This is a genomic window from Streptomyces ambofaciens ATCC 23877 (assembly GCF_001267885.1).
GTDB classification, from domain to species: Bacteria; Actinomycetota; Actinomycetes; order Streptomycetales; family Streptomycetaceae; genus Streptomyces; species Streptomyces ambofaciens.
In genome coordinates, this window is record NZ_CP012382.1 from 4629066 (window position 1) to 4647464 (window position 18399).

Genomic DNA, 18399 nt, shown 5'->3' on the forward strand with positions numbered 1-18399 from the left:
CTTACGAACTCTGCGAAAGGGACGCCGGTGACCGAGAAGGCCGACCTTCAGCCCATCCTCGACCGCGCCGCCGCCGGTGGGCGGATCACCCCCGAAGAGGCGCTCGACCTCTACCGGGACGCGCCGCTGCACGCGCTGGGCGCCGCCGCCGACGCCGTACGCAGGCGGAGGTACGCCGGTACCGAGCACATCGCGACGTACATCATCGAGCGCAACATCAACTACACCAACGTGTGCGTCACGGCGTGCAGGTTCTGCGCCTTCTACGCCGCGCCCAAGGACACCGCCAAGGGCTGGACCCGCGACCTGGACGACATCCTGCGCCGCTGCGCGGAGACGATCGAGCTGGGCGGCACCCAGATCATGTTCCAGGGCGGCCACCACCCCGACTACGGCGTCGAGTACTACGAGAAGCACTTCTCCGCCATCAAGAAGGAGTTCCCCGAACTCGTCATCCACAGCCTGGGGGCGAGCGAGGTCGAGCACATGGCGCGGATCTCGAAGGTGTCGGTCGAGGAGGCCATCACCCGGATCCACGCCGCCGGGCTCGACTCCTTCGCGGGCGCCGGTGCGGAGCTGCTGCCCGAGCGTCCGCGCAAGGCCATCGCCCCGCTGAAGGAGTCCGGCGAGCGCTGGCTGGAGATCATGGAGATCGCGCACAACCTGGGCGTCGAGTCCACCTCCACCATGCTCATGGGCACCGGCGAGACCAACGCCGAGCGCATCGAGCACCTGCGGATGATCCGGGACGTGCAGGACCGCACCGGCGGTTTCCGCGCCTTCATCCCGTACACGTACCAGCCCGAGAACAACCATCTGAAGGGCCGCACGCAGGCCACGCTCTTCGAGTACCTGCGGATGATCGCCATCGCCCGCGTCTTCCTCGACAACGTCGCCCACATCCAGGGTTCCTGGCTGACGACCGGCAAGGAGGTCGGCCAGCTCTCCCTGCACTACGGCGCCGACGACCTCGGTTCGATCATGCTGGAGGAGAACGTCGTGTCGTCGGCCGGTGCCAAGCACCGCTCCAACCGGCTGGAGATCATCGACCTGATCCGCAAGGCGGGGCGCGTCCCGGCGCAGCGGGCCACGACGTACGAGCACCTCGTCGTGCACGACGACCCGGCGAACGACCCCGTCGACGAGCGCGTCGTCTCGCACATCTCGTCCACGGCGATCGAGGGCGGCACGGCCCACCCCGAACTGAAGCTGCTCGCTTCCAACTGAGGCCGTCATGCTGACGATCCACGTCTGTGAAGCCTCGCCCGAGACGGCCGTCGTCGTCGACGGCGCGCGGCTCGCCGCCGTCGGCCCGTACGAGGCACTGGCCGCCGGCCACCCGCGGGCGCGGGTGCGCCGGTGGCCCGGCATCCTGACGCCCGGACTGCTCAACCCGTACGGCCCGGAGCTGCTGGAGCAGGCGTACCACCCCGACCCGCGCGAAGCGGACCGGCTGGGCACCGAGCCGCTCTTCGGGGACCGCGCGCGCGCACTCCTCGGCGCGGACGCGTCCGCGCGGGGCGCCAGCGCGCGCCGCGGGGTACAGCGCATGCTGGCGCACGGAACGGTCGCCGTCGCCGGAGAGCTGCGGAGCCGCGCGGCCCTGGACGCGGTGCGCGGAGCGGGGCTCGCCGTGGCGGCGCGTCCGGCCACCCTGCCCGGGCCCGCCTCCTTCTCACCGAAGCCGCTGGTGCTGCTCCCCGGGCTCGCTCCCGGGAAGCCCGCCCGGTTCGCGGTGTTCGACGTACCCGACCGGGCCGCGCTCGTGCGGGACGGCGCGGCCACGTGCGTGGCCACCGTCGTGGGCGGCCGTCTGGTGTACCGGGGGCGCTGAGCGCGCGGTCCGCGAGGAGCGTCCGACAGGCCTACGCGCCGAACGCCGCCCCGAACGCCCCGTCCTCCTGCTCCACGCCGCTGCACGTGGTCAGCGCGTCGGTGGCCGGCGCCTCCTCGCCGCACCGCCTGTCCCGGAAGGCGGCCCACACCGACACCCACGCGAGGCCCTTCTCCTTCGCGAAGGCCCGCACCTCGGCCGCGTCCGCCAGGGTGAAGGTCTCGCCGGCGACGTCGTTGACGCCGAGCATCGAGGTGAGCGCCATGCCCTTCCAGGCGGTGGCGTCCGACGTCGTCCTCCTGCAGCCTGCTGGGGGTGGCCTGGGTCCTGACCGCGGTCCTCGTGCTGCTGTTCGGTTGGGTGGAGGACGTCGCCGCGCGGAAGAGGCCGCGCCTGCTGCCGTGAGCCCGTGCTGCAACAATGGGCCGGTGACCCGCGCTTCCCTGAACAAGCAGCCGCACGAAGTCGCCTCGATGTTCGACCACGTCGCGGAACGGTACGACCTGACGAACGCCGTGCTCTCGCTCGGCCAGGACCGGGCGTGGCGCAAGGAGGTCGCCAGAGCCGTCGACGCCCGCCCCGCGCAGAAGGTCCTCGACCTCGCGGCCGGCACGGCGACCTCCTCCCTGCCCTTCGCCCGCACCGGCGCCTACGTCGTCCCGTGCGACTTCTCCCTCGGCATGCTCCAGGTGGGCAAGGAGCGGCACAGCTGGCTGCCGTTCACCGCGGGCGACGCGACCAGGCTGCCGTTCGCCGACGACGTCTTCGACGCGGTCACCATCTCCTTCGGGCTGCGCAACGTGCAGGACACGGACGCCGCGCTGCGCGAGATGTACCGGGTGACGCGGCCCGGCGGCCGGGTCGTCATCTGCGAGTTCTCGCACCCGACCTGGACGCCCTTCCGGACCGTCTACACCGAGTACCTGATGCGCGCCCTGCCGCCGGTGGCCCGCGCGGTGTCGTCCAACCCCGACGCGTACGTCTACCTCGCCGAGTCCATCCGCGCCTGGCCCGACCAGCCGGCGCTCGCCCGGCGGCTGGGCGAGGCCGGCTGGTCCAGGGTGGCGTACCGGAACCTGACGGGCGGCGTGGTGGCGCTGCACCGCGGGTTCAAGGAGAGCTGAGAGCGGCGCGTCGGGTCGTCCCCGCGCGGCTCGCCCCGCTCCCGGAGCCCGCCCCGGCGCGGACCGGGCACCCGCGGCTCGCGGACGCCCTCGCCCCGCCCCGGCCGAAGCCGAACCGCAGGTACACCGCCGCCCGGCGCTGCACGCGCCGGGCGCACCTCCCGGCGGTGCCCGGCGGAACGGCTCCGCCGGGCACCACCCGGACGTGTCACGTGGCCCCCGCGACGCGTGCCCGCTTCAGGTGACCGGCGCCGTCGAGTGCAGGGGCAGCCGGTAGCAGTGCCCCTGCTGCTCGGAGACCGGCGTCGTGAAGACCTCGGAGAGCCGCATGCCCAGCCGCTCCGTGACCGCGATGGACCGGGCGTTGCGCGCGTTGACCATCGCCACGACCTCCGCCACGCCCGCGGCCCGCACCCGCTCCAGCGTCTGCCGGGCCGCCGCCGTCACGTACCCCTTGCCCCAGTGCTCCCGGCCGAGGCGCCAGCCGATCTCGATCTCGCCCTTGGGGCCCCACTCCTGCGGCCACGGCTGGGCGCCGGTGAAGCCGACCACCCGGCCCTCCTCGTCCACCATCGTCCACAGGCAGAAGCCGTGCTCGGCGTCGTGCCGGCGCTGGCGGGCGGTGAGCTCCTCGTAGACGGACAGCTCCGCGGACCTCCCGCCGTGGAACTCCATGACGTCCGGGTCGTCGAAGATCCGGTGCCAGGCGACGGCGTCCTCGTCGGTGGGGACGCGCAACCGTACAACGGGCAGAGCTCGGTTCACTGGGCAGCCCTTCAGCCGGGTGGTCGGTGACGCTGAATAGACTGCCCATGTCCAGTGCCCGTCGGCACGCAGATTTCGAATCTCTGGGGAGATCCCGCCGTGACCGAGCCCCTCTCCGACCACACCGCCGATGTGATCGTCGTGGGCGCGGGGCCAGCCGGCTCCACGACCGCGTACCACCTGGCCAAGGCGGGACTCGACGTCCTCCTGCTGGAGAAGACCGCCTTCCCACGGGAGAAGGTCTGCGGCGACGGCCTCACCCCGCGCGCGGTCAAGCAGCTCGTCGCCATGGGGATCGACATCTCCGAGGAGGCCGGCTGGCTGCGCAACAAGGGTCTGCGCATCATCGGCGGCGGCTCCCGCCTCCAGCTCGACTGGCCGGATCTGGCCTCCTTCCCCGACTACGGACTCGTCCGCAAGCGCGACGACTTCGACGACCAGCTCGCCCGGCAGGCCCAGAAGGCCGGCGCGCGCCTGTACGAGCGCTGCAACGTCGGCGCCCCGGTCGTCGACGACCGCACCGGCCGCATCACCGGCGTGCACGCCAAGCTGGGGGAGGACAAGCGCGAGGTCACCTTCCACGCGCCGCTGGTCGTGGCCGCCGACGGCAACTCCACGCGGCTGTCCCTCGCGATGGGCCTGCACCGCCGCGAGGACCGCCCGATGGGCGTCGCGGTCCGCACGTACTTCACCTCGCCGCGCCACGACGACGACTACCTGGAGTCCTGGCTGGAGCTGTGGGACCGCCGGGGCGCCCAGGACCGCCTCCTGCCGGGCTACGGCTGGATCTTCGGCATGGGCGACGGCACCTCGAACGTCGGCCTGGGCGTGCTGAACACCTCCTCGTCCTTCAAGGAGATCGACTGGCGCGAGATCCTCAAGGCCTGGTGCGCCTCCATGCCGGAGGACTGGGGCTACACCCCGGACAACATGACCGGCCCGATCCGCGGCGCCGCCCTGCCCATGGCCTTCAACCGCCAGCCCCACTACACCAAGGGCCTGCTGCTCGTCGGTGACGCCGGCGGCCTGGTGAACCCCTTCAACGGCGAGGGCATCGCCTACGCCATGGAGTCCGGCCAGATCGCCGCCGACGTCATCGTCCAGGCCCACGCGCGGTCCACGCCGGCCCAGCGCGAGATCGCCCTCCAGCGCTACCCGCGCGTCCTGAAGGACACCTACGGCGGCTACTACACGCTGGGCCGCGCCTTCGTGAAGCTCATCGGCAACCCGAAGGTCATGCAGATCGCGACCCAGCGCGGCCTCACCCACCCCATCCTGATGAAGTTCACCCTCAAGATGCTCGCCAACCTGACGGACCCGACGGGCGGCGACGCGATGGACCGCATCATCAACGGACTGAGCAAGGTCGCGCCGAAGGCGTGATCAGCCCCGGGACGGGCGCGGCCGGGTGAGGTCCCCGGAAGCCTCGTCCAGGGCCCGGGCGTTGGCGGCCCGGCGCGCCAGGACCTCCTCGCGCCGGTCCGCCGACCGCCGCAGTGCCGTCTTCCGGTCGCGTGCGGAGAGCCGGTCCAGGTAGACGTGCCCGTTCACGTGGTCGGTCTCGTGGGCGAGGCAGCGCGCGAAGTATCCGGTGCCCTCGACGACGAGCGGGGCACCGTGTCGGTCGAGGCCCCGGACGACGGCCCGGTCGGGGCGCGGGACGGTCATGGTGGCGCCCGGCACCGAGAGGCAGCCCTCGCCCTCGTCGAGCAGCCGCCGCTCGGCGGGGTCGAGGGGTGCTTGCACCGGGTTGACGATGTGCCCGACATGTCGGACACCGTCGTCGTCCAGGCAGTCGTAGACGAACAGGCGCAGCGCGACGCCCACCTGATTCGCCGCCAGGCCGGCTCCCTCCGCGACGTACATGGTGCGGAACATGTCGTCGATGAGCGCGGCGAGGTCGGGCCCGAACTCGGTGACGTCCCGGCAGGGCTTGTGCAGGACCTCCTCGCCGAACTCCGTGATCCGCCGCACCGACCCGCGCAGGGCCTCCGGCGCGAGCGGGGGACAGGCGGCGGCGGGCCGCCCCTGTACGAACACACTGGGCATGGCGTCTCTCCTTCGGCTCGCGGACGGGCCGGTGGGAGTCCGGCCCGCGCCGAGCATGCCAGGAGAGGCCGAAGGGCCGCAGCCCCCGAGCGGCTGCGGCCCTTGCGTACGTGCTGTGCGTGCGTCCGGCTACAGGACGCGGACCGCGCCGCTCGGCGGGTCGTAGGAGAGCGACGCCTTGACGACGCCGGTGGAGGAGTTCTGCGCGCCGACGAACATGCCGTCGCCGACGTAGATGCCCACGTGGTACGCGCTGCCCGCACCGCCCCAGTACAGGATGTCGCCGGGCTGGAGGTTGCTCAGCCCCACCTGGGTGCCGGCGGTCGACTGGTCCTGGGAGACCCGCGGGAGGCTGATGCCCACCTGCTTGAAGGCGGCCTGCACGAGACCGGAGCAGTCGTAGGCGGACGGACCGGTGGCACCGGAGACGTACGCCTTGCCGACCTGGGCCTGCGCGAACGCGACGACCGCGGCGGCGGAACCGGTGGCGGTGGACGTGCTGGTGCTGCCGACGCTGCTGCTGCCCGTGCTCTCCGAGGACCCGGTGTCCGCGGAGGCGCTCAGGGTGGCGCGCTCGGCGCTGCGCTCGGCACGCTCGGCGGCCGCCTTGCGCTCGGCCTCCTCGGCCTTCTTCTTCTCCTCCGCGGCCTTCTTCTTGGCCTCCGCGAGGTCCGCCTTGGCCTTCTTGGCCGCCTGCGCGGCGGCCGCGTCGCGCTCGGCCACCAGCTCGTAGTTGGCGGCGGCCTGCTGGGTGGCGTCCGCGGACTGGGCGACCTGAGCGGCCAGGTCGGCCGTCAGGGTGGGCAGTTCGAGGGTCTGCGTCACCGGTTCTGCCGCGTTGGCCGAACCCGACGCCCCGGCCACTGCCAGGGTGCTGAGGACGCCACCGGCAACTCCGGCTCGCATCGCGATGGTCGACGCGCTGCGGCGGGGCTTCCGGTGGCTGCGTATGTGAGCGGTGTGGGACATAGGGACAACCGGTATCAGGAGCTCCTCCATACCTTCAAGAAACGTGGGCTGCGCCACAGTTGTTCAATCAGGCCTCGAATCCCGGGCGTGTCGCTCCTTATTGACGCCCTAACGGACATTGCGGGCGGTCCGTAACCGGCCTGTGATCACGGTCTTTGATCGTTACGCCCGAATTGCCCCGCGCTTACCACTTGTTGAAGCAGTTGGCCAAGCCCGGTTCTCAGACGCCTCTCATGAATGTGGCGCAGGTCACGGAACGGTTGCCCCGTCGGGCGCGTCCGTGGCGCGTGACCCGGTCCTGCGGAGCTCGTGAACGCGTGCACGTGTCCACATCGCACCGGCTCCTCCCCCTGATGTGTGAACGCGCCCTCTATCAAGTGATCGTGTCCGGCGCCAGTTTGCATGCAAGAGAAGCTTCTTGATATTGAGACGCTCCTCCACGCACCTCTCTGGCCAGCGGCGACGATCGGAATTGTCACCTCTGGTGATCAGCTGAACGCTTCTTGTGTGAAGATCACTGCTCATCCGACTTCATGATCGTTCGTCAGGTGGTGGAGATCACAAAGCTTGTGCAATACCCCGTGTCGCAGATCACAGAGCGGCAGGCATAAGATGCGAGGCAGTTGGGCTTGTGACCTGCTTCACATGTTCGCGATCTTCGCCGGGACGAGCGGGGCTCGTGGGGCTGTTGGGGCGGGGGAGAGCGAGCCCGATGCAACCGCCAGCAGTCAGTGCCGACTGAGAGGAGCGAGGAGCGGTGAACGCGTATGCGCCCATCCTCGTACTGGGAGCCCTCGGGGCAGGCTTTGCGATCTTCTCCGTGGTCATGGCCACGCTGATCGGTCCGAAGCGGTACAACCGGGCGAAGCTCGAGGCCTACGAGTGCGGCATCGAGCCGACCCCCACGCCGGCCGGCGGCGGGCGCTTCCCCATCAAGTACTACCTGACGGCGATGCTCTTCATCATCTTCGATATCGAGATCGTCTTCCTCTACCCCTGGGCCGTCACCTTCGACGCCCTGGGGATTTTCGGGCTCGTGGAGATGCTGCTCTTCGTGCTCACCGTCTTCGTCGCGTACGCGTACGTATGGCGGCGCGGCGGCCTGGAATGGGACTGAGGGGCCATTGACATGGGACTCGAAGAAAAACTGCCGAGCGGCTTCCTGCTGACCACCGTCGAGCAGGCCGCGGGCTGGGTGCGCAAATCGTCCGTCTTCCCCGCCACGTTCGGCCTCGCCTGCTGTGCCATCGAGATGATGACCACCGGCGCCGGCCGCTACGACCTGGCGCGCTTCGGTATGGAGGTCTTCCGCGGATCGCCGCGGCAGGCGGACCTGATGATCGTCGCGGGCCGGGTCAGCCAGAAGATGGCGCCGGTGCTGCGGCAGGTCTACGACCAGATGCCGAACCCGAAGTGGGTGATCTCCATGGGGGTCTGCGCCTCCTCGGGCGGCATGTTCAACAACTACGCGATCGTCCAGGGCGTCGACCACATCGTCCCGGTCGACATCTATCTCCCCGGCTGCCCGCCGCGGCCCGAGATGCTGATGGACGCCATCCTCAAGCTCCACCAGAAGATCCAGAGCTCCAAGCTCGGCGTGAACGCCGAGGAGGCGGCCCGGGAGGCGGAGGAAGCGGCGCTCAAGGCCCTGCCCACGATCGAGATGAAGGGGCTGCTGCGGTGAGCGACGCGAACAACACCGCGGGTGACGCGAACGGGGCCAACCCCGAGAGGGAACTGTCCGCGGAGAACCTCCCGGGCCAGCGTGGCCAGGGCGGCGAGGAGATCCGCGTCCAGCGCGGGATGTTCGGCGCCGCGGGCGGCGGCGACACCTCCGGCTACGGCGGCCTGGTCCGCTCCGTGCGGCTCCCCGGACCGGCGAGCAGGCCCTACGGCGGCTGGTTCGACGAGGTCGCCGACGAGCTGGAGGGCGCGCTGGAGGAACAGGGACTCCTGCCCGCAGGCGCCATCGAGAAGACGGTCGTGGACCGGGGCGAGCTGGCCTTCCACATCGAGCGCGAGCACCTGGTCCGCGTCGCCCGCACCCTGCGCGACGACCCGGCCCTGCGCTTCGAACTGTGCACCGGCGTCAGCGGCGTCCACTACCCGCACGACAAGGGCCGTGAGCTGCACGCCGTCTACCACCTGCGCTCGATCACCCACAACCGGTTGATCCGCCTGGAGGTGAGCGCCCCCGACAGCGACCCGCACATCCCGTCGCTGGTCCCCGTCTATCCGACGAACGACTGGCACGAGCGCGAGACGTACGACTTCTTCGGCATCGTCTTCGACGGTCACCCGGCCCTGACGCGGATCATGATGCCGGACGACTGGCAGGGCTTTCCGCAGCGCAAGGACTATCCCCTCGGCGGCATCCCCGTCGAGTACAAGGGCGCCCAGATCCCGGCTCCGGACCAGCGGAGGTCGTACTCGTGAGCAGCACACAGTCAGCGTCCGCGGCTTCGGCGCGCGAGACCACCGAAGGCACCGTCTACACGGTCACCGGTGGCGACTGGGACGAGGTCGTCCAGTCCGCGGCCCGCGCCGACGACGAGCGCATCGTCGTCAACATGGGCCCCCAGCACCCGTCCACGCACGGTGTGCTCCGCCTGATCCTGGAGATCGACGGCGAGACGGTCACCGAGGCCCGCTGCGGCATCGGCTACCTGCACACCGGCATCGAGAAGAACCTCGAGTACCGGACCTGGACGCAGGGCACCACGTTCGTGACGCGCATGGACTACCTGACGCCGTTCTTCAACGAGACGGCGTACTGCCTGGGCGTCGAGAAGCTCCTCGGCATCGAGGACCAGATCCCGGACCGGGCCTCGATCATCCGGGTCCTGCTGATGGAGCTGAACCGGCTCTCCTCCCACCTGGTGTGCATCGCCACCGGCGGCATGGAGCTCGGCGCCACCACGATCATGATCTACGGCTTCCGTGATCGTGAGCTGATCCTCGACATCTTCGAGCTGATCACCGGCCTGCGGATGAACCACGCGTACATCCGCCCGGGCGGACTCGCCCAGGACCTGCCCCCCGGCGCGGTGGACCAGATCCGCGAGTTCGTGAAGAAGATGAAGAAGAACCTCCCGGAGTACGACAAGCTCGCCACCGGGAACCCCATCTTCAAGGGCCGCATGCAGGACGTCGGCTACCTCGACCTGACCGGCTGCATGGCGCTCGGCGCCACCGGCCCGGTCCTGCGCTCCACCGGCCTCCCCCACGACCTGCGCAAGAGCCAGCCGTACTGCGGCTACGAGACGTACGACTTCGACATCCCGACCGCCGACACCTGCGACTCCTACGGCCGCTTCCTCATCCGGCTGGAGGAGATGCGCCAGTCGCTGCGGATCGTCGAGCAGTGCCTGGACCGGCTCCAGCCCGGCCCGGTCATGGTCGCCGACAAGAAGATCGCCTGGCCCGCCCAGCTCGCCCTGGGGCCGGACGGACTGGGCAACTCCCTCGACCACATCAAGAAGATCATGGGCACCTCCATGGAGGCCCTGATCCACCACTTCAAGCTGGTCACCGAGGGCTTCCGCGTACCGCCGGGACAGGCGTACACGGCGGTCGAGTCGCCCAAGGGCGAGCTCGGGGTGCACGTCGTCTCCGACGGCGGCACCCGCCCCTTCCGGGTCCACTTCCGCGACCCGTCCTTCACCAACCTGCAGGCCATGGCGGCGATGTGCGAGGGCGGCCAGGTCGCCGACGTCATCGTCGCCGTGGCGTCCATCGACCCCGTGATGGGAGGCGTCGACCGGTGACCACCTCTTCTTCCGAGCGGGGCGTCAGCCTGGGCATGCCGGAACTGCCCGCGCCCGCGTACCCGGACGACGTCCGGGCCCGGCTGGAGACCGACGCGCGCGAGATCATCGCCCGCTACCCGGACTCCCGGTCCGCCCTCCTGCCGCTGCTGCACCTGGTGCAGTCGCAGGAGGGACACGTCACGCGCACCGGCATGCGGTTCTGCGCGGACATGCTGGACCTCACCACGGCCGAGGTCACCGCGGTCGCCACCTTCTACTCCATGTACCGGCGCAGGCCGAGCGGCGACTACCAGGTCGGCGTCTGCACCAACACGCTCTGCGCGGTCATGGGCGGTGACGCGATCTTCGAGTCCCTCCAGGAGCACCTCGGCGTCGGCAACGGCGAGACCACCGAGGACGGCAAGGTCACCCTGGAGCACATCGAGTGCAACGCGGCCTGCGACTTCGCTCCGGTCGTGATGGTGAACTGGGAGTTCTTCGACAACCAGACCCCCGCGAGCGTCCGGCGCCTCGTCGACGACCTGCGCGCGGGACGGACGGTCACGCCCACGCGCGGTGCGCCCCTGTGCACCTTCAAGGAGACCGCCCGCATCCTGGCGGGCTTCCCCGACGAGCGGGACGGCGCCGTCGCGGCCGGCGGCAGCGCGGGTCCCGCCTCCCTGGCCGGACTGAAGCTGGCCAAGGGCGAGGCGACCGCCGCGCGCGTGGTGCACCCGCGGGACGGCGGGCCGCACGACGCGCCGCAGGACCGCGCCGCGCACGACCCGTCCACGACGGAACACCTCAGCTCGCACGACGCGCCGCAGGACACATCGGCATCCGACCCTTCCCACCCGGCAGGGCCCACCGCCGAGGAGGGGGAGTGATGACCGTGGCAGCCGAGATCAAGGACACCAGCCCGGAGAAGCTGCTCGCACCCGTGCTGTCGGCCTTCTGGGACGAGGACGAGTCCTGGACCCTGGACGTCTACCGGAGGCACGAGGGGTACGAGGGGCTCCGCAAGGCGCTGGCGATGTCGCCGGACGACCTGATCGCGTACGTCAAGGACTCGGGTCTGCGCGGACGCGGCGGTGCCGGGTTCCCGACCGGGATGAAGTGGCAGTTCATCCCCCAGGGCGACGGCAAGCCTCACTATCTTGTTGTCAACGCCGACGAGTCGGAGCCGGGGACCTGCAAGGACATCCCGCTCCTCTTCGCGAACCCGCACAGCCTCATCGAGGGCATCGTCATCGCGTGCTACGCCATCAGGTCCTCGCACGCCTTCATCTACCTGCGTGGTGAAGTCGTCCCGGTGCTGCGGCGGCTGCACGAGGCCGTGCGCGAGGCCTACGCGGCCGGCTTCCTCGGCGAGAACATCCTGGGCAGCGGACTCGACCTCGAACTCACCGTGCACGCGGGCGCGGGCGCGTACATCTGCGGTGAGGAGACCGCGCTGCTCGACTCGCTCGAAGGCCGCCGGGGTCAACCGCGGCTGCGTCCCCCCTTCCCCGCTGTGGCAGGCCTCTACGCCTGCCCGACTGTGGTGAACAACGTCGAGTCGATCGCGTCGGTTCCCGCGATCCTGAACCGGGGCAAGGACTGGTTCCGGTCGATGGGCAGCGAGAAGTCCCCGGGCTTCACGCTCTACTCGCTCAGCGGCCACGTCGCGGGCCCCGGCCAGTACGAGGCCCCGCTCGGCATCACGCTGCGCCAGCTCCTCGACATGAGCGGCGGCATGCGCCCCGGTCACCGGCTGAAGTTCTGGACACCGGGCGGCTCCTCGACCCCGATGTTCACCGACGAGCACCTCGACGTCCCCCTCGACTACGAAGGAGTGGGCGCCGCGGGTTCCATGCTCGGCACCAAGGCGCTCCAGTGCTTCGACGAGACGACCTGCGTCGTGCGCGCCGTCACCCGCTGGACCGAGTTCTACGCCCACGAGTCCTGCGGCAAGTGCACGCCCTGCCGCGAGGGCACCTACTGGCTCGTCCAGCTGCTGCGCGACATCGAGGCCGGCAAGGGCGCGATGTCCGACCTCGACAAGCTGAACGACATCGCCGACAACATCAACGGCAAGTCCTTCTGCGCCCTCGGCGACGGTGCCGCCTCGCCGATCTTCTCCTCGCTCAAGTACTTCCGCGAGGAGTACGAGCAGCACATCACGGGCCGCGGCTGCCCCTTCGACCCGGCCAAGTCGACGGCCTGGGCGGACCACCGTACGGAGGTGAACGCATGACTGTGACCACCAGCTCTCCCTCCGGCGGGGGAGAGGCGGCGGTCCCGCCGGAGGACCTCGTGTCGCTGACGATCGACGGCGTCGAGATCAGCGTGCCCAAGGGCACCCTGGTCATCCGGGCCGCCGAGCAGCTCGGCATCGAGATCCCCCGGTTCTGCGACCACCCCCTCCTCGACCCGGCCGGCGCCTGCCGCCAGTGCATCGTCGAGGTCGAGGGCCAGCGCAAGCCCATGGCGTCCTGCACCATCACCTGCACGGACGGGATGGTGGTGAAGACCCACCTCACCTCGCCCGTGGCGGAGAAGGCGCAGCACGGTGTGATGGAGCTGCTCCTCATCAACCACCCGCTGGACTGCCCGGTCTGCGACAAGGGCGGCGAGTGCCCGCTGCAGAACCAGGCGATGTCCCACGGCCAGTCCGACTCCCGCTTCGAGGGGAAGAAGCGGACCTACGAGAAGCCCGTGCCGATCTCCACGCAGGTGCTCCTCGACCGCGAACGGTGCGTGCTGTGCGCCCGCTGCACCCGGTTCTCCAACCAGATCGCGGGCGACCCGATGATCGAGCTGATCGAGCGCGGCGCGCTCCAGCAGGTCGGCACCGGCGAGGGCGACCCCTTCGAGTCGTACTTCTCCGGCAACACCATCCAGATCTGCCCGGTCGGCGCGCTCACCTCGGCGGCGTACCGGTTCCGCTCCCGCCCCTTCGACCTGATCTCCTCGCCTTCGGTGTGCGAGCACTGCTCCGGCGGCTGCGCGACCCGCACCGACCACCGGCGCGGCAAGGTCATGCGGCGCCTCGCGGCCGACGAGCCCGAGGTCAACGAGGAGTGGATCTGCGACAAGGGGCGGTTCGCCTTCCGGTACGCGCAGCAGCGGGACCGGCTGACGACGCCCCTGGTGCGCAACGCCGAGGGCGACCTGGAGCCGGCCTCCTGGCCGGAGGCGCTGCAGATCGCCGCGCAGGGGCTGCTCGCCTCGCGTGGCCGGACGGGCGTGCTGACCGGCGGCCGGCTCACCGTCGAGGACGCCTACGCGTACAGCAAGTTCGCGCGCGTGGCGCTCGACACCAACGACATCGACTTCCGCGCGCGCGTGCACAGCGCCGAGGAGGCGGACTTCCTGGCCTCCCGGATCGCCGGACGCGGCCGGGACCTCGACGGCACGGGGATCACCTACACCGCGCTGGAGAAGGCGCCCGGTGTCCTGCTGGTCGGCTTCGAGTCCGAGGAGGAGGCGCCCGGCGTCTTCCTGCGGCTGCGCAAGGCCTGGCGGGGGCACGGGCAGAAGGTGTTCTCCCTGGCCACCCACGCCACGCGGGGTCTGGAGAAGGCCGGTGGCACGCTGCTGCCCGCCGCTCCGGGCACCGAGACCGAGTGGCTGGACGCGCTCGCGAGCGGGGCCGGTCTCGCGGACGACGGAGCGCGGGCCGCCGAGGCGCTGCGCGCCCAGGGCGCGGTGATCGTGGTCGGGGAGCGGCTGGCGTCCGTGGCCGGCGGCCTCACCGCCGCCGTCCGGACCGCCGCGGCGACCGGCGCCCGGTTGGTGTGGATCCCGCGCCGGGCGGGTGAGCGCGGCGCCGTCGAGGCGGGCGCGCTGCCGTCGCTGCTGCCGGGCGGACGTCCGGCGACCGACCCCCGCGCGCGTGAGGAGGTCGCCGCCGTCTGGGGCCTGGCCGACCTTCCGCACCGCTACGGACGCGACACCGGCGAGATCGTCGAGGCCGCCACCCGGGGCGAGCTCCAGGCGCTGCTGGTGGCGGGCGTGGAGGTCGCCGACCTGCCCGACCCGGCACGCGCGCGTGCGGCACTCGCCGAGGCCGGATTCGTGGTGTCGCTGGAGCTGCGGCCCAGCGAGGTCACCGAACTCGCCGACGTGGTGCTGCCCGTCGCCGCGGTCGCCGAGAAGGCCGGGACCTTCCTCAACTGGGAGGGCCGGGTGCGCTTCTTCGAGGCCGCGCTCAAGCCCGACCACATGACCCGCCGCCTCGCGCCCACCGACGCCCGCGTGCTCCAGATGCTGGCCGACGCCATGGACGTGCACCTGGGTCTGCCGGACCTGCGCACCACGCGCGCGGAGATCGACCGGCTCGGTCCCTGGAGCGGGCCCCGGGCCACCGAACCGCTGCACACCGCGGGCGCACTGCCGCGGCCGGCCGCCGGCGAGGCCGTACTGGCCGGGCACCGGCTGCTGCTCGACCAGGGTGTCCTCCAGCAGGGCGACGAGGCGCTCGCCGGGACCCGGCACGCCGCCCGCGCGCGCCTGTCGGCCGCCACGGCCGCGGAGGCGGGCGTCAAGGACGGCGACCTCCTGGCCGTGACCGGCCCCGCCGGGGTCGTCGAACTGCCGCTGCAGATCACCGAGATGCCCGACCGGGTGGTCTGGCTCCCGCTGAACTCGGCCGGCGACGGCGTCGCCTCGGACGCCGGGGTGCTGCCCGGCTCCCTCGTCCGCATCGGCCCGGCGACGCTCGCGGGCACGGCCCCCAAGGAGGTGGAGGCATGAGCCCGTACCTCGCCGCTGAAGACCTCTCGATGTTCGGCACCGACCCCTGGTGGCTGGTCGTCGTCAAGGCGGTGTTCTGCTTCGCCTTCCTGATGATCACCGTGCTGTTCTCCATCGTGTGGGAGCGCAAGGTCGTCGCCTGGATGCAGCTGCGCATCGGTCCGAACCGGCACGGGCCCTGGGGCATGCTCCAGTCGCTCGCCGACGGCATCAAGCTGATGCTCAAGGAAGACCTCGTCGTCAAGCGCGCGGACAAGGCCGTGTACGTCCTCGCGCCGGTCGTCGCGGCCATCCCGGCCTTCATGGCGATCGCCGTGATCCCCTTCGGCCCGGCCGGCAACGAGGTGTCGGTCTTCGGCCACCGCACCGCGATGCAGCTCACCGACCTGCCGATCGCGATGCTGTTCATCCTGGCGGTCGCCTCGGTCGGCATCTACGGCATCGTGCTCGCGGGCTGGAGCTCCGGCTCGACGTACCCGCTCCTCGGCGGCCTGCGGTCCTGCGCGCAGATGATCTCCTACGAGATCGCGATGGGCGCCGCGTTCGCCTCGGTGTTCCTCTACTCCGGGTCGATGTCGACCTCGGAGATCGTCTCCCAGCAGACCGACCGCTGGTACATCCTGCTGCTCCCGGTCTCCTTCATCCTCTACGTCGTCACGATGATCGGCGAGACCAACCGCGCCCCCTTCGACATGCCGGAGTCCGAGGGCGACCTGGTGGGCGGCTTCAACACCGAGTACTCGTCGATCAAGTTCGCGATGTTCATGCTCGCCGAGTACGTGAACATGGTGACGGTCTCGGCGGTCGCCACCACCCTCTTCCTCGGCGGCTGGCGGGCCCCCTGGCCGGTCAGCACCTTCTGGGAGGGCGCCAACCACGGCTGGTGGCCGCTGCTGTGGTTCGTGGTCAAGGTCCAGCTGCTGCTGTTCTTCTTCATCTGGCTGCGCGGCACGCTTCCCCGGGTCCGCTACGACCAGCTGATGAAGCTCGGCTGGAAGGTCCTCATCCCGGTCTCCCTCGTCTGGCTGATGCTGGTCGCGACCGTGCGGGCCCTGCGGAACGAGAACTACGACTTCGCCGACATCGCCCTCTACATCGGCGGCGGCGTCCTGGTCCTGCTGCTGTTGTCCTTCGTCGTGGACATGTACCGCGACAAGGGCAGGCAGGCCGAGGAACCCGCCGAGGGACGGGCCGGGGAGCCGGCCGCATTCGACCCGATGGCCGGCGGGTTCCCGGTGCCGCCGATGCCCGGACAGGAGGCGCCGCCGGTACCGCGACGCCGTCCGCGCCGGGAGCGAGAGCTGATTGTCAGTGGCGGACCCGATACTCAGAGTGACGAACCCCTGGGCGGATCTACGGATGGAAAGGAGGCGTCCGATGGCTGAGGAACCGAAGGAGACCAAACCCGGTTTCCAGAACCCCGTGGCCGGCTTCGGCGTGACCTTCAAGGCCATGTTCAAGAAGCGGCTGACCGAACAGTATCCGGAGCAGCAGAAGACCACCGCTCCGCGATTCCACGGACGGCACCAGCTCAACCGCCATCCGGACGGCCTGGAGAAGTGCGTCGGCTGCGAGCTGTGCGCCTGGGCGTGTCCCGCCGACGCCATCTACGTGGAGGGCGCGGACAACACCGACGAGGAGCGCTACTCACCGGGTGAGCGGTACGGCCGCGTCTACCAGATCAACTACGCCCGCTGCATCCTGTGCGGCCTGTGCATCGAGGCGTGCCCCACGCGCGCGCTGACGATGACCAACGAGTTCGAGCTGGCCGACTCCAGCCGCGCCAACCTCATCTTCACCAAGGACCAGCTGCTCGCCGGCCTGGAGGAGGGCATGGTCGACTCGCCCCACGCCATCTACCCGGGCACCGACGAGCAGGACTACTACCGGGGCCTGGTCACCGAGGCCGCACCGGGCACGGTCCAGCAGGTCGCCCACTCCGAGGGCGAGGTGGTCCAGGAGGCCGCCTCGACCTTCGGCGAGGACGAACCGGCGTCGGAGGGTGTGGTCCGCCGATGACCGGGCAGCTCGCCGCCGCGGCGACGCTCGCCGCCGGCACCTCCACCGGAGAGGCCGTCCAGTTCTGGATCCTCGGCACGGTCGCGGTGATCGGCGCCCTGTGCACCGTCTTCATGAAGAAGGCCGTGCACAGCGCGCTCTGCCTCGCCGGGACCATGATCGTCCTGGCGGTGTTCTACCTCGCCAACGGCGCCTACTTCCTGGGCATCGTGCAGATCGTCGTCTACACCGGCGCGATCATGATGCTGTTCCTCTTCGTGGTGATGCTCGTCGGCGTCACCGCGGCGGACTCCCTGAAGGAGACCATCAAGGGGCAGCGCTGGCTGGCCCTGCTGTCCGGGCTCGGCTTCGGCATCCTGTTGATCGGCGGCATCGGCAACGCCTCCGTCTCGGAGTTCACCGGCCTCGGCCAGGCGAACGCGAACGGCAACGTGGAGGGCATCGCCTCCCTCATCTTCACCAAGTACGTGTTCGCCTTCGAGATCACCGGCGCCCTGCTCATCACGGCCGCCGTCGGCGCCATGGTGCTCACCCACCGCGAGCGCACCGAGCGGGCCGCGACCCAGCGCGAACTGGCCGAGCGGCGCGTCCGCGAGGGCACGCACCTGCCGCCGCTGCCCGCGCCCGGTGTCTACGCCCGGCACAACGCGGTCGACATCGCGGGCCTGCTGCCCGACGGCACCCCGTCCGAGCTCACCGTCAGCAAGACGCTGCGCGAGCGGGGCCAGATCCGCGACGTGTCGAGTCAGGCGCTCAACGACCTGAAGGCGCTGGAGCAGCGGGCCGAGGAGCGTCTGGAGCGCAAGGCGGTCGAGCCGGCCGACTTCAAGCGGTCCGAGGAGGCGCCGAAGTGAACCCCGTCAACTACCTCTACCTCGCGGCCCTGTTGTTCACCATCGGCGCCACCGGCGTGCTGATCCGGCGCAACGCGATCGTGGTCTTCATGTGCATCGAGCTGATGCTCAACGCCTGCAACCTCGCGTTCGTCGCCTTCTCCCGCATGCACGGCAACCTCGACGGCCAGATCATCGCCTTCTTCACGATGGTCGTCGCCGCCGCGGAGGTCGTGGTCGGGCTCGCGATCATCGTGTCGCTGTTCCGTTCCCGCCACTCGGCCTCGGTCGACGACGCCAGCCTGATGAAGCTGTGAGGG

Annotated in this window: 18 protein-coding genes and 1 pseudogene; 15 read left to right on the forward strand and 4 right to left on the reverse strand. The window is 70.5% G+C overall.

All coding sequences use genetic code 11. The annotated features are described in order from the left end of the window. Positions 1–27 precede the first annotated feature (27 nt). Together mqnC and SAM23877_RS20720 are read left to right on the forward strand one after the other, a co-directional pair. Complete coding sequence (gene mqnC / locus SAM23877_RS20715; RefSeq protein WP_053135335.1) at positions 28–1227, forward strand: cyclic dehypoxanthinyl futalosine synthase; 1200 nt, start codon at positions 28–30, stop codon at positions 1225–1227. 7 nt (positions 1228–1234) lie between these two features. After that, the gene (locus SAM23877_RS20720; RefSeq protein ID WP_053135339.1) at positions 1235–1834 is read left to right on the forward strand and encodes a hypothetical protein; all 600 of its coding nucleotides are present in this window, start codon (positions 1235–1237) and stop codon (positions 1832–1834) included. Positions 1835–1865: 31 nt separating this feature from the next. Here SAM23877_RS20720 and SAM23877_RS20725 read toward each other — a convergent pair. Next, positions 1866–2126 (reverse strand): annotated as a pseudogene (locus tag SAM23877_RS20725) (hydrolase); the annotation flags it as partial. Between the two features lie 136 nt (positions 2127–2262). On the opposite strand from SAM23877_RS20725, the gene SAM23877_RS20730 reads away from it, so the two are divergent. Further along, positions 2263–2958, forward strand: coding sequence for a demethylmenaquinone methyltransferase (locus SAM23877_RS20730; RefSeq protein WP_053135346.1), 696 nt, complete (start codon positions 2263–2265; stop codon positions 2956–2958). Between the two features lie 237 nt (positions 2959–3195). Here the strand turns inward: SAM23877_RS20730 and SAM23877_RS20735 are convergent, their stop codons facing one another. Then, complete coding sequence (locus SAM23877_RS20735) at positions 3196–3723, reverse strand: GNAT family N-acetyltransferase (protein WP_053135349.1); 528 nt, start codon at positions 3721–3723, stop codon at positions 3196–3198. Positions 3724–3822: 99 nt separating this feature from the next. On the opposite strand from SAM23877_RS20735, the gene SAM23877_RS20740 reads away from it, so the two are divergent. Next, on the forward strand, positions 3823–5106 hold the full coding sequence (locus SAM23877_RS20740) for a geranylgeranyl reductase family protein (RefSeq protein ID WP_053135352.1): 1284 nt from the start codon (positions 3823–3825) through the stop codon (positions 5104–5106). Here SAM23877_RS20740 and def read toward each other — a convergent pair whose 3' ends face one another. Further along, positions 5107–5772 (reverse strand): peptide deformylase, encoded by a 666-nt coding sequence (gene def, locus SAM23877_RS20745; protein WP_053135355.1) that lies wholly within the window; start codon positions 5770–5772, stop codon positions 5107–5109. 129 nt (positions 5773–5901) lie between these two features. Further along, positions 5902–6741 carry a C40 family peptidase gene (locus SAM23877_RS20750; RefSeq protein WP_079030336.1) on the reverse strand — a complete coding sequence of 280 codons (840 nt, stop codon included), beginning with the start codon at positions 6739–6741 and terminating at the stop codon, positions 5902–5904. A gap of 757 nt (positions 6742–7498) precedes the next feature. Here SAM23877_RS20750 and SAM23877_RS20755 point away from each other — a divergent pair. From SAM23877_RS20755 to nuoK, 11 genes are read left to right on the forward strand one after another with little or no spacing between them, the layout of a single operon-like run. Next, the gene (locus tag SAM23877_RS20755) at positions 7499–7858 is read left to right on the forward strand and encodes an NADH-quinone oxidoreductase subunit A (RefSeq protein WP_003974383.1); all 360 of its coding nucleotides are present in this window, start codon (positions 7499–7501) and stop codon (positions 7856–7858) included. Between the two features lie 12 nt (positions 7859–7870). Further along, on the forward strand, positions 7871–8425 hold the full coding sequence (locus SAM23877_RS20760; RefSeq protein WP_018528252.1) for a NuoB/complex I 20 kDa subunit family protein: 555 nt from the start codon (positions 7871–7873) through the stop codon (positions 8423–8425). Further along, positions 8422–9177, forward strand: a complete 756-nt coding sequence (locus SAM23877_RS20765; RefSeq protein WP_053135359.1) for an NADH-quinone oxidoreductase subunit C — start codon at positions 8422–8424, stop codon at positions 9175–9177. The genes SAM23877_RS20760 and SAM23877_RS20765 overlap by 4 nt, the downstream gene beginning before the upstream one ends. Next, a complete protein-coding gene (locus tag SAM23877_RS20770) occupies positions 9174–10508 on the forward strand; it encodes an NADH-quinone oxidoreductase subunit D (protein WP_053135362.1) in 1335 nt (444 codons plus the stop codon). The genes SAM23877_RS20765 and SAM23877_RS20770 overlap by 4 nt, the downstream gene beginning before the upstream one ends. After that, the gene (nuoE, locus tag SAM23877_RS20775; protein WP_053135365.1) at positions 10505–11377 is read left to right on the forward strand and encodes an NADH-quinone oxidoreductase subunit NuoE; all 873 of its coding nucleotides are present in this window, start codon (positions 10505–10507) and stop codon (positions 11375–11377) included. The genes SAM23877_RS20770 and nuoE overlap by 4 nt, the downstream gene beginning before the upstream one ends. Then, entirely contained in the window at positions 11374–12726 is a 1353-nt protein-coding gene (nuoF, locus tag SAM23877_RS20780) for an NADH-quinone oxidoreductase subunit NuoF (RefSeq protein WP_174532239.1), read from the forward strand. The genes nuoE and nuoF overlap by 4 nt, the downstream gene beginning before the upstream one ends. Continuing rightward, positions 12723–15227 (forward strand): NADH-quinone oxidoreductase subunit G, encoded by a 2505-nt coding sequence (locus SAM23877_RS20785; RefSeq protein ID WP_053135371.1) that lies wholly within the window; start codon positions 12723–12725, stop codon positions 15225–15227. Before nuoF ends, SAM23877_RS20785 begins: the two co-directional genes overlap by 4 nt. Continuing rightward, the gene (gene nuoH, locus SAM23877_RS20790; RefSeq protein WP_053135374.1) at positions 15224–16612 is read left to right on the forward strand and encodes an NADH-quinone oxidoreductase subunit NuoH; all 1389 of its coding nucleotides are present in this window, start codon (positions 15224–15226) and stop codon (positions 16610–16612) included. The genes SAM23877_RS20785 and nuoH overlap by 4 nt, the downstream gene beginning before the upstream one ends. Continuing rightward, positions 16605–17246, forward strand: coding sequence for an NADH-quinone oxidoreductase subunit NuoI (gene nuoI / locus SAM23877_RS20795; RefSeq protein WP_053135377.1), 642 nt, complete (start codon positions 16605–16607; stop codon positions 17244–17246). The genes nuoH and nuoI overlap by 8 nt, the downstream gene beginning before the upstream one ends. Beyond that, entirely contained in the window at positions 17243–18100 is an 858-nt protein-coding gene (locus SAM23877_RS20800; protein ID WP_053135380.1) for an NADH-quinone oxidoreductase subunit J, read from the forward strand. The genes nuoI and SAM23877_RS20800 overlap by 4 nt, the downstream gene beginning before the upstream one ends. Next, positions 18097–18396, forward strand: a complete 300-nt coding sequence (nuoK, locus tag SAM23877_RS20805) for an NADH-quinone oxidoreductase subunit NuoK (protein ID WP_003974374.1) — start codon at positions 18097–18099, stop codon at positions 18394–18396. The genes SAM23877_RS20800 and nuoK overlap by 4 nt, the downstream gene beginning before the upstream one ends. Positions 18397–18399 lie beyond the last annotated feature (3 nt).

Coding starts and splice junctions, on each gene's coding strand:
- nuoH (WP_053135374.1), top strand. CDS start 15,224: ATGAGCCCGTACCTCGCCGCTGAAGACCTCTCGATGTTCGGCACCGAC.
- SAM23877_RS20760 (WP_018528252.1), top strand. CDS start 7,871: ATGGGACTCGAAGAAAAACTGCCGAGCGGCTTCCTGCTGACCACCGTC.
- nuoI (WP_053135377.1), top strand. CDS start 16,605: ATGGCTGAGGAACCGAAGGAGACCAAACCCGGTTTCCAGAACCCCGTG.
- SAM23877_RS20750 (WP_079030336.1), bottom strand. CDS start 6,741: ATGTCCCACACCGCTCACATACGCAGCCACCGGAAGCCCCGCCGCAGC.
- SAM23877_RS20785 (WP_053135371.1), top strand. CDS start 12,723: ATGACTGTGACCACCAGCTCTCCCTCCGGCGGGGGAGAGGCGGCGGTC.
- def (WP_053135355.1), bottom strand. CDS start 5,772: ATGCCCAGTGTGTTCGTACAGGGGCGGCCCGCCGCCGCCTGTCCCCCG.
- SAM23877_RS20800 (WP_053135380.1), top strand. CDS start 17,243: ATGACCGGGCAGCTCGCCGCCGCGGCGACGCTCGCCGCCGGCACCTCC.
- SAM23877_RS20720 (WP_053135339.1), top strand. CDS start 1,235: ATGCTGACGATCCACGTCTGTGAAGCCTCGCCCGAGACGGCCGTCGTC.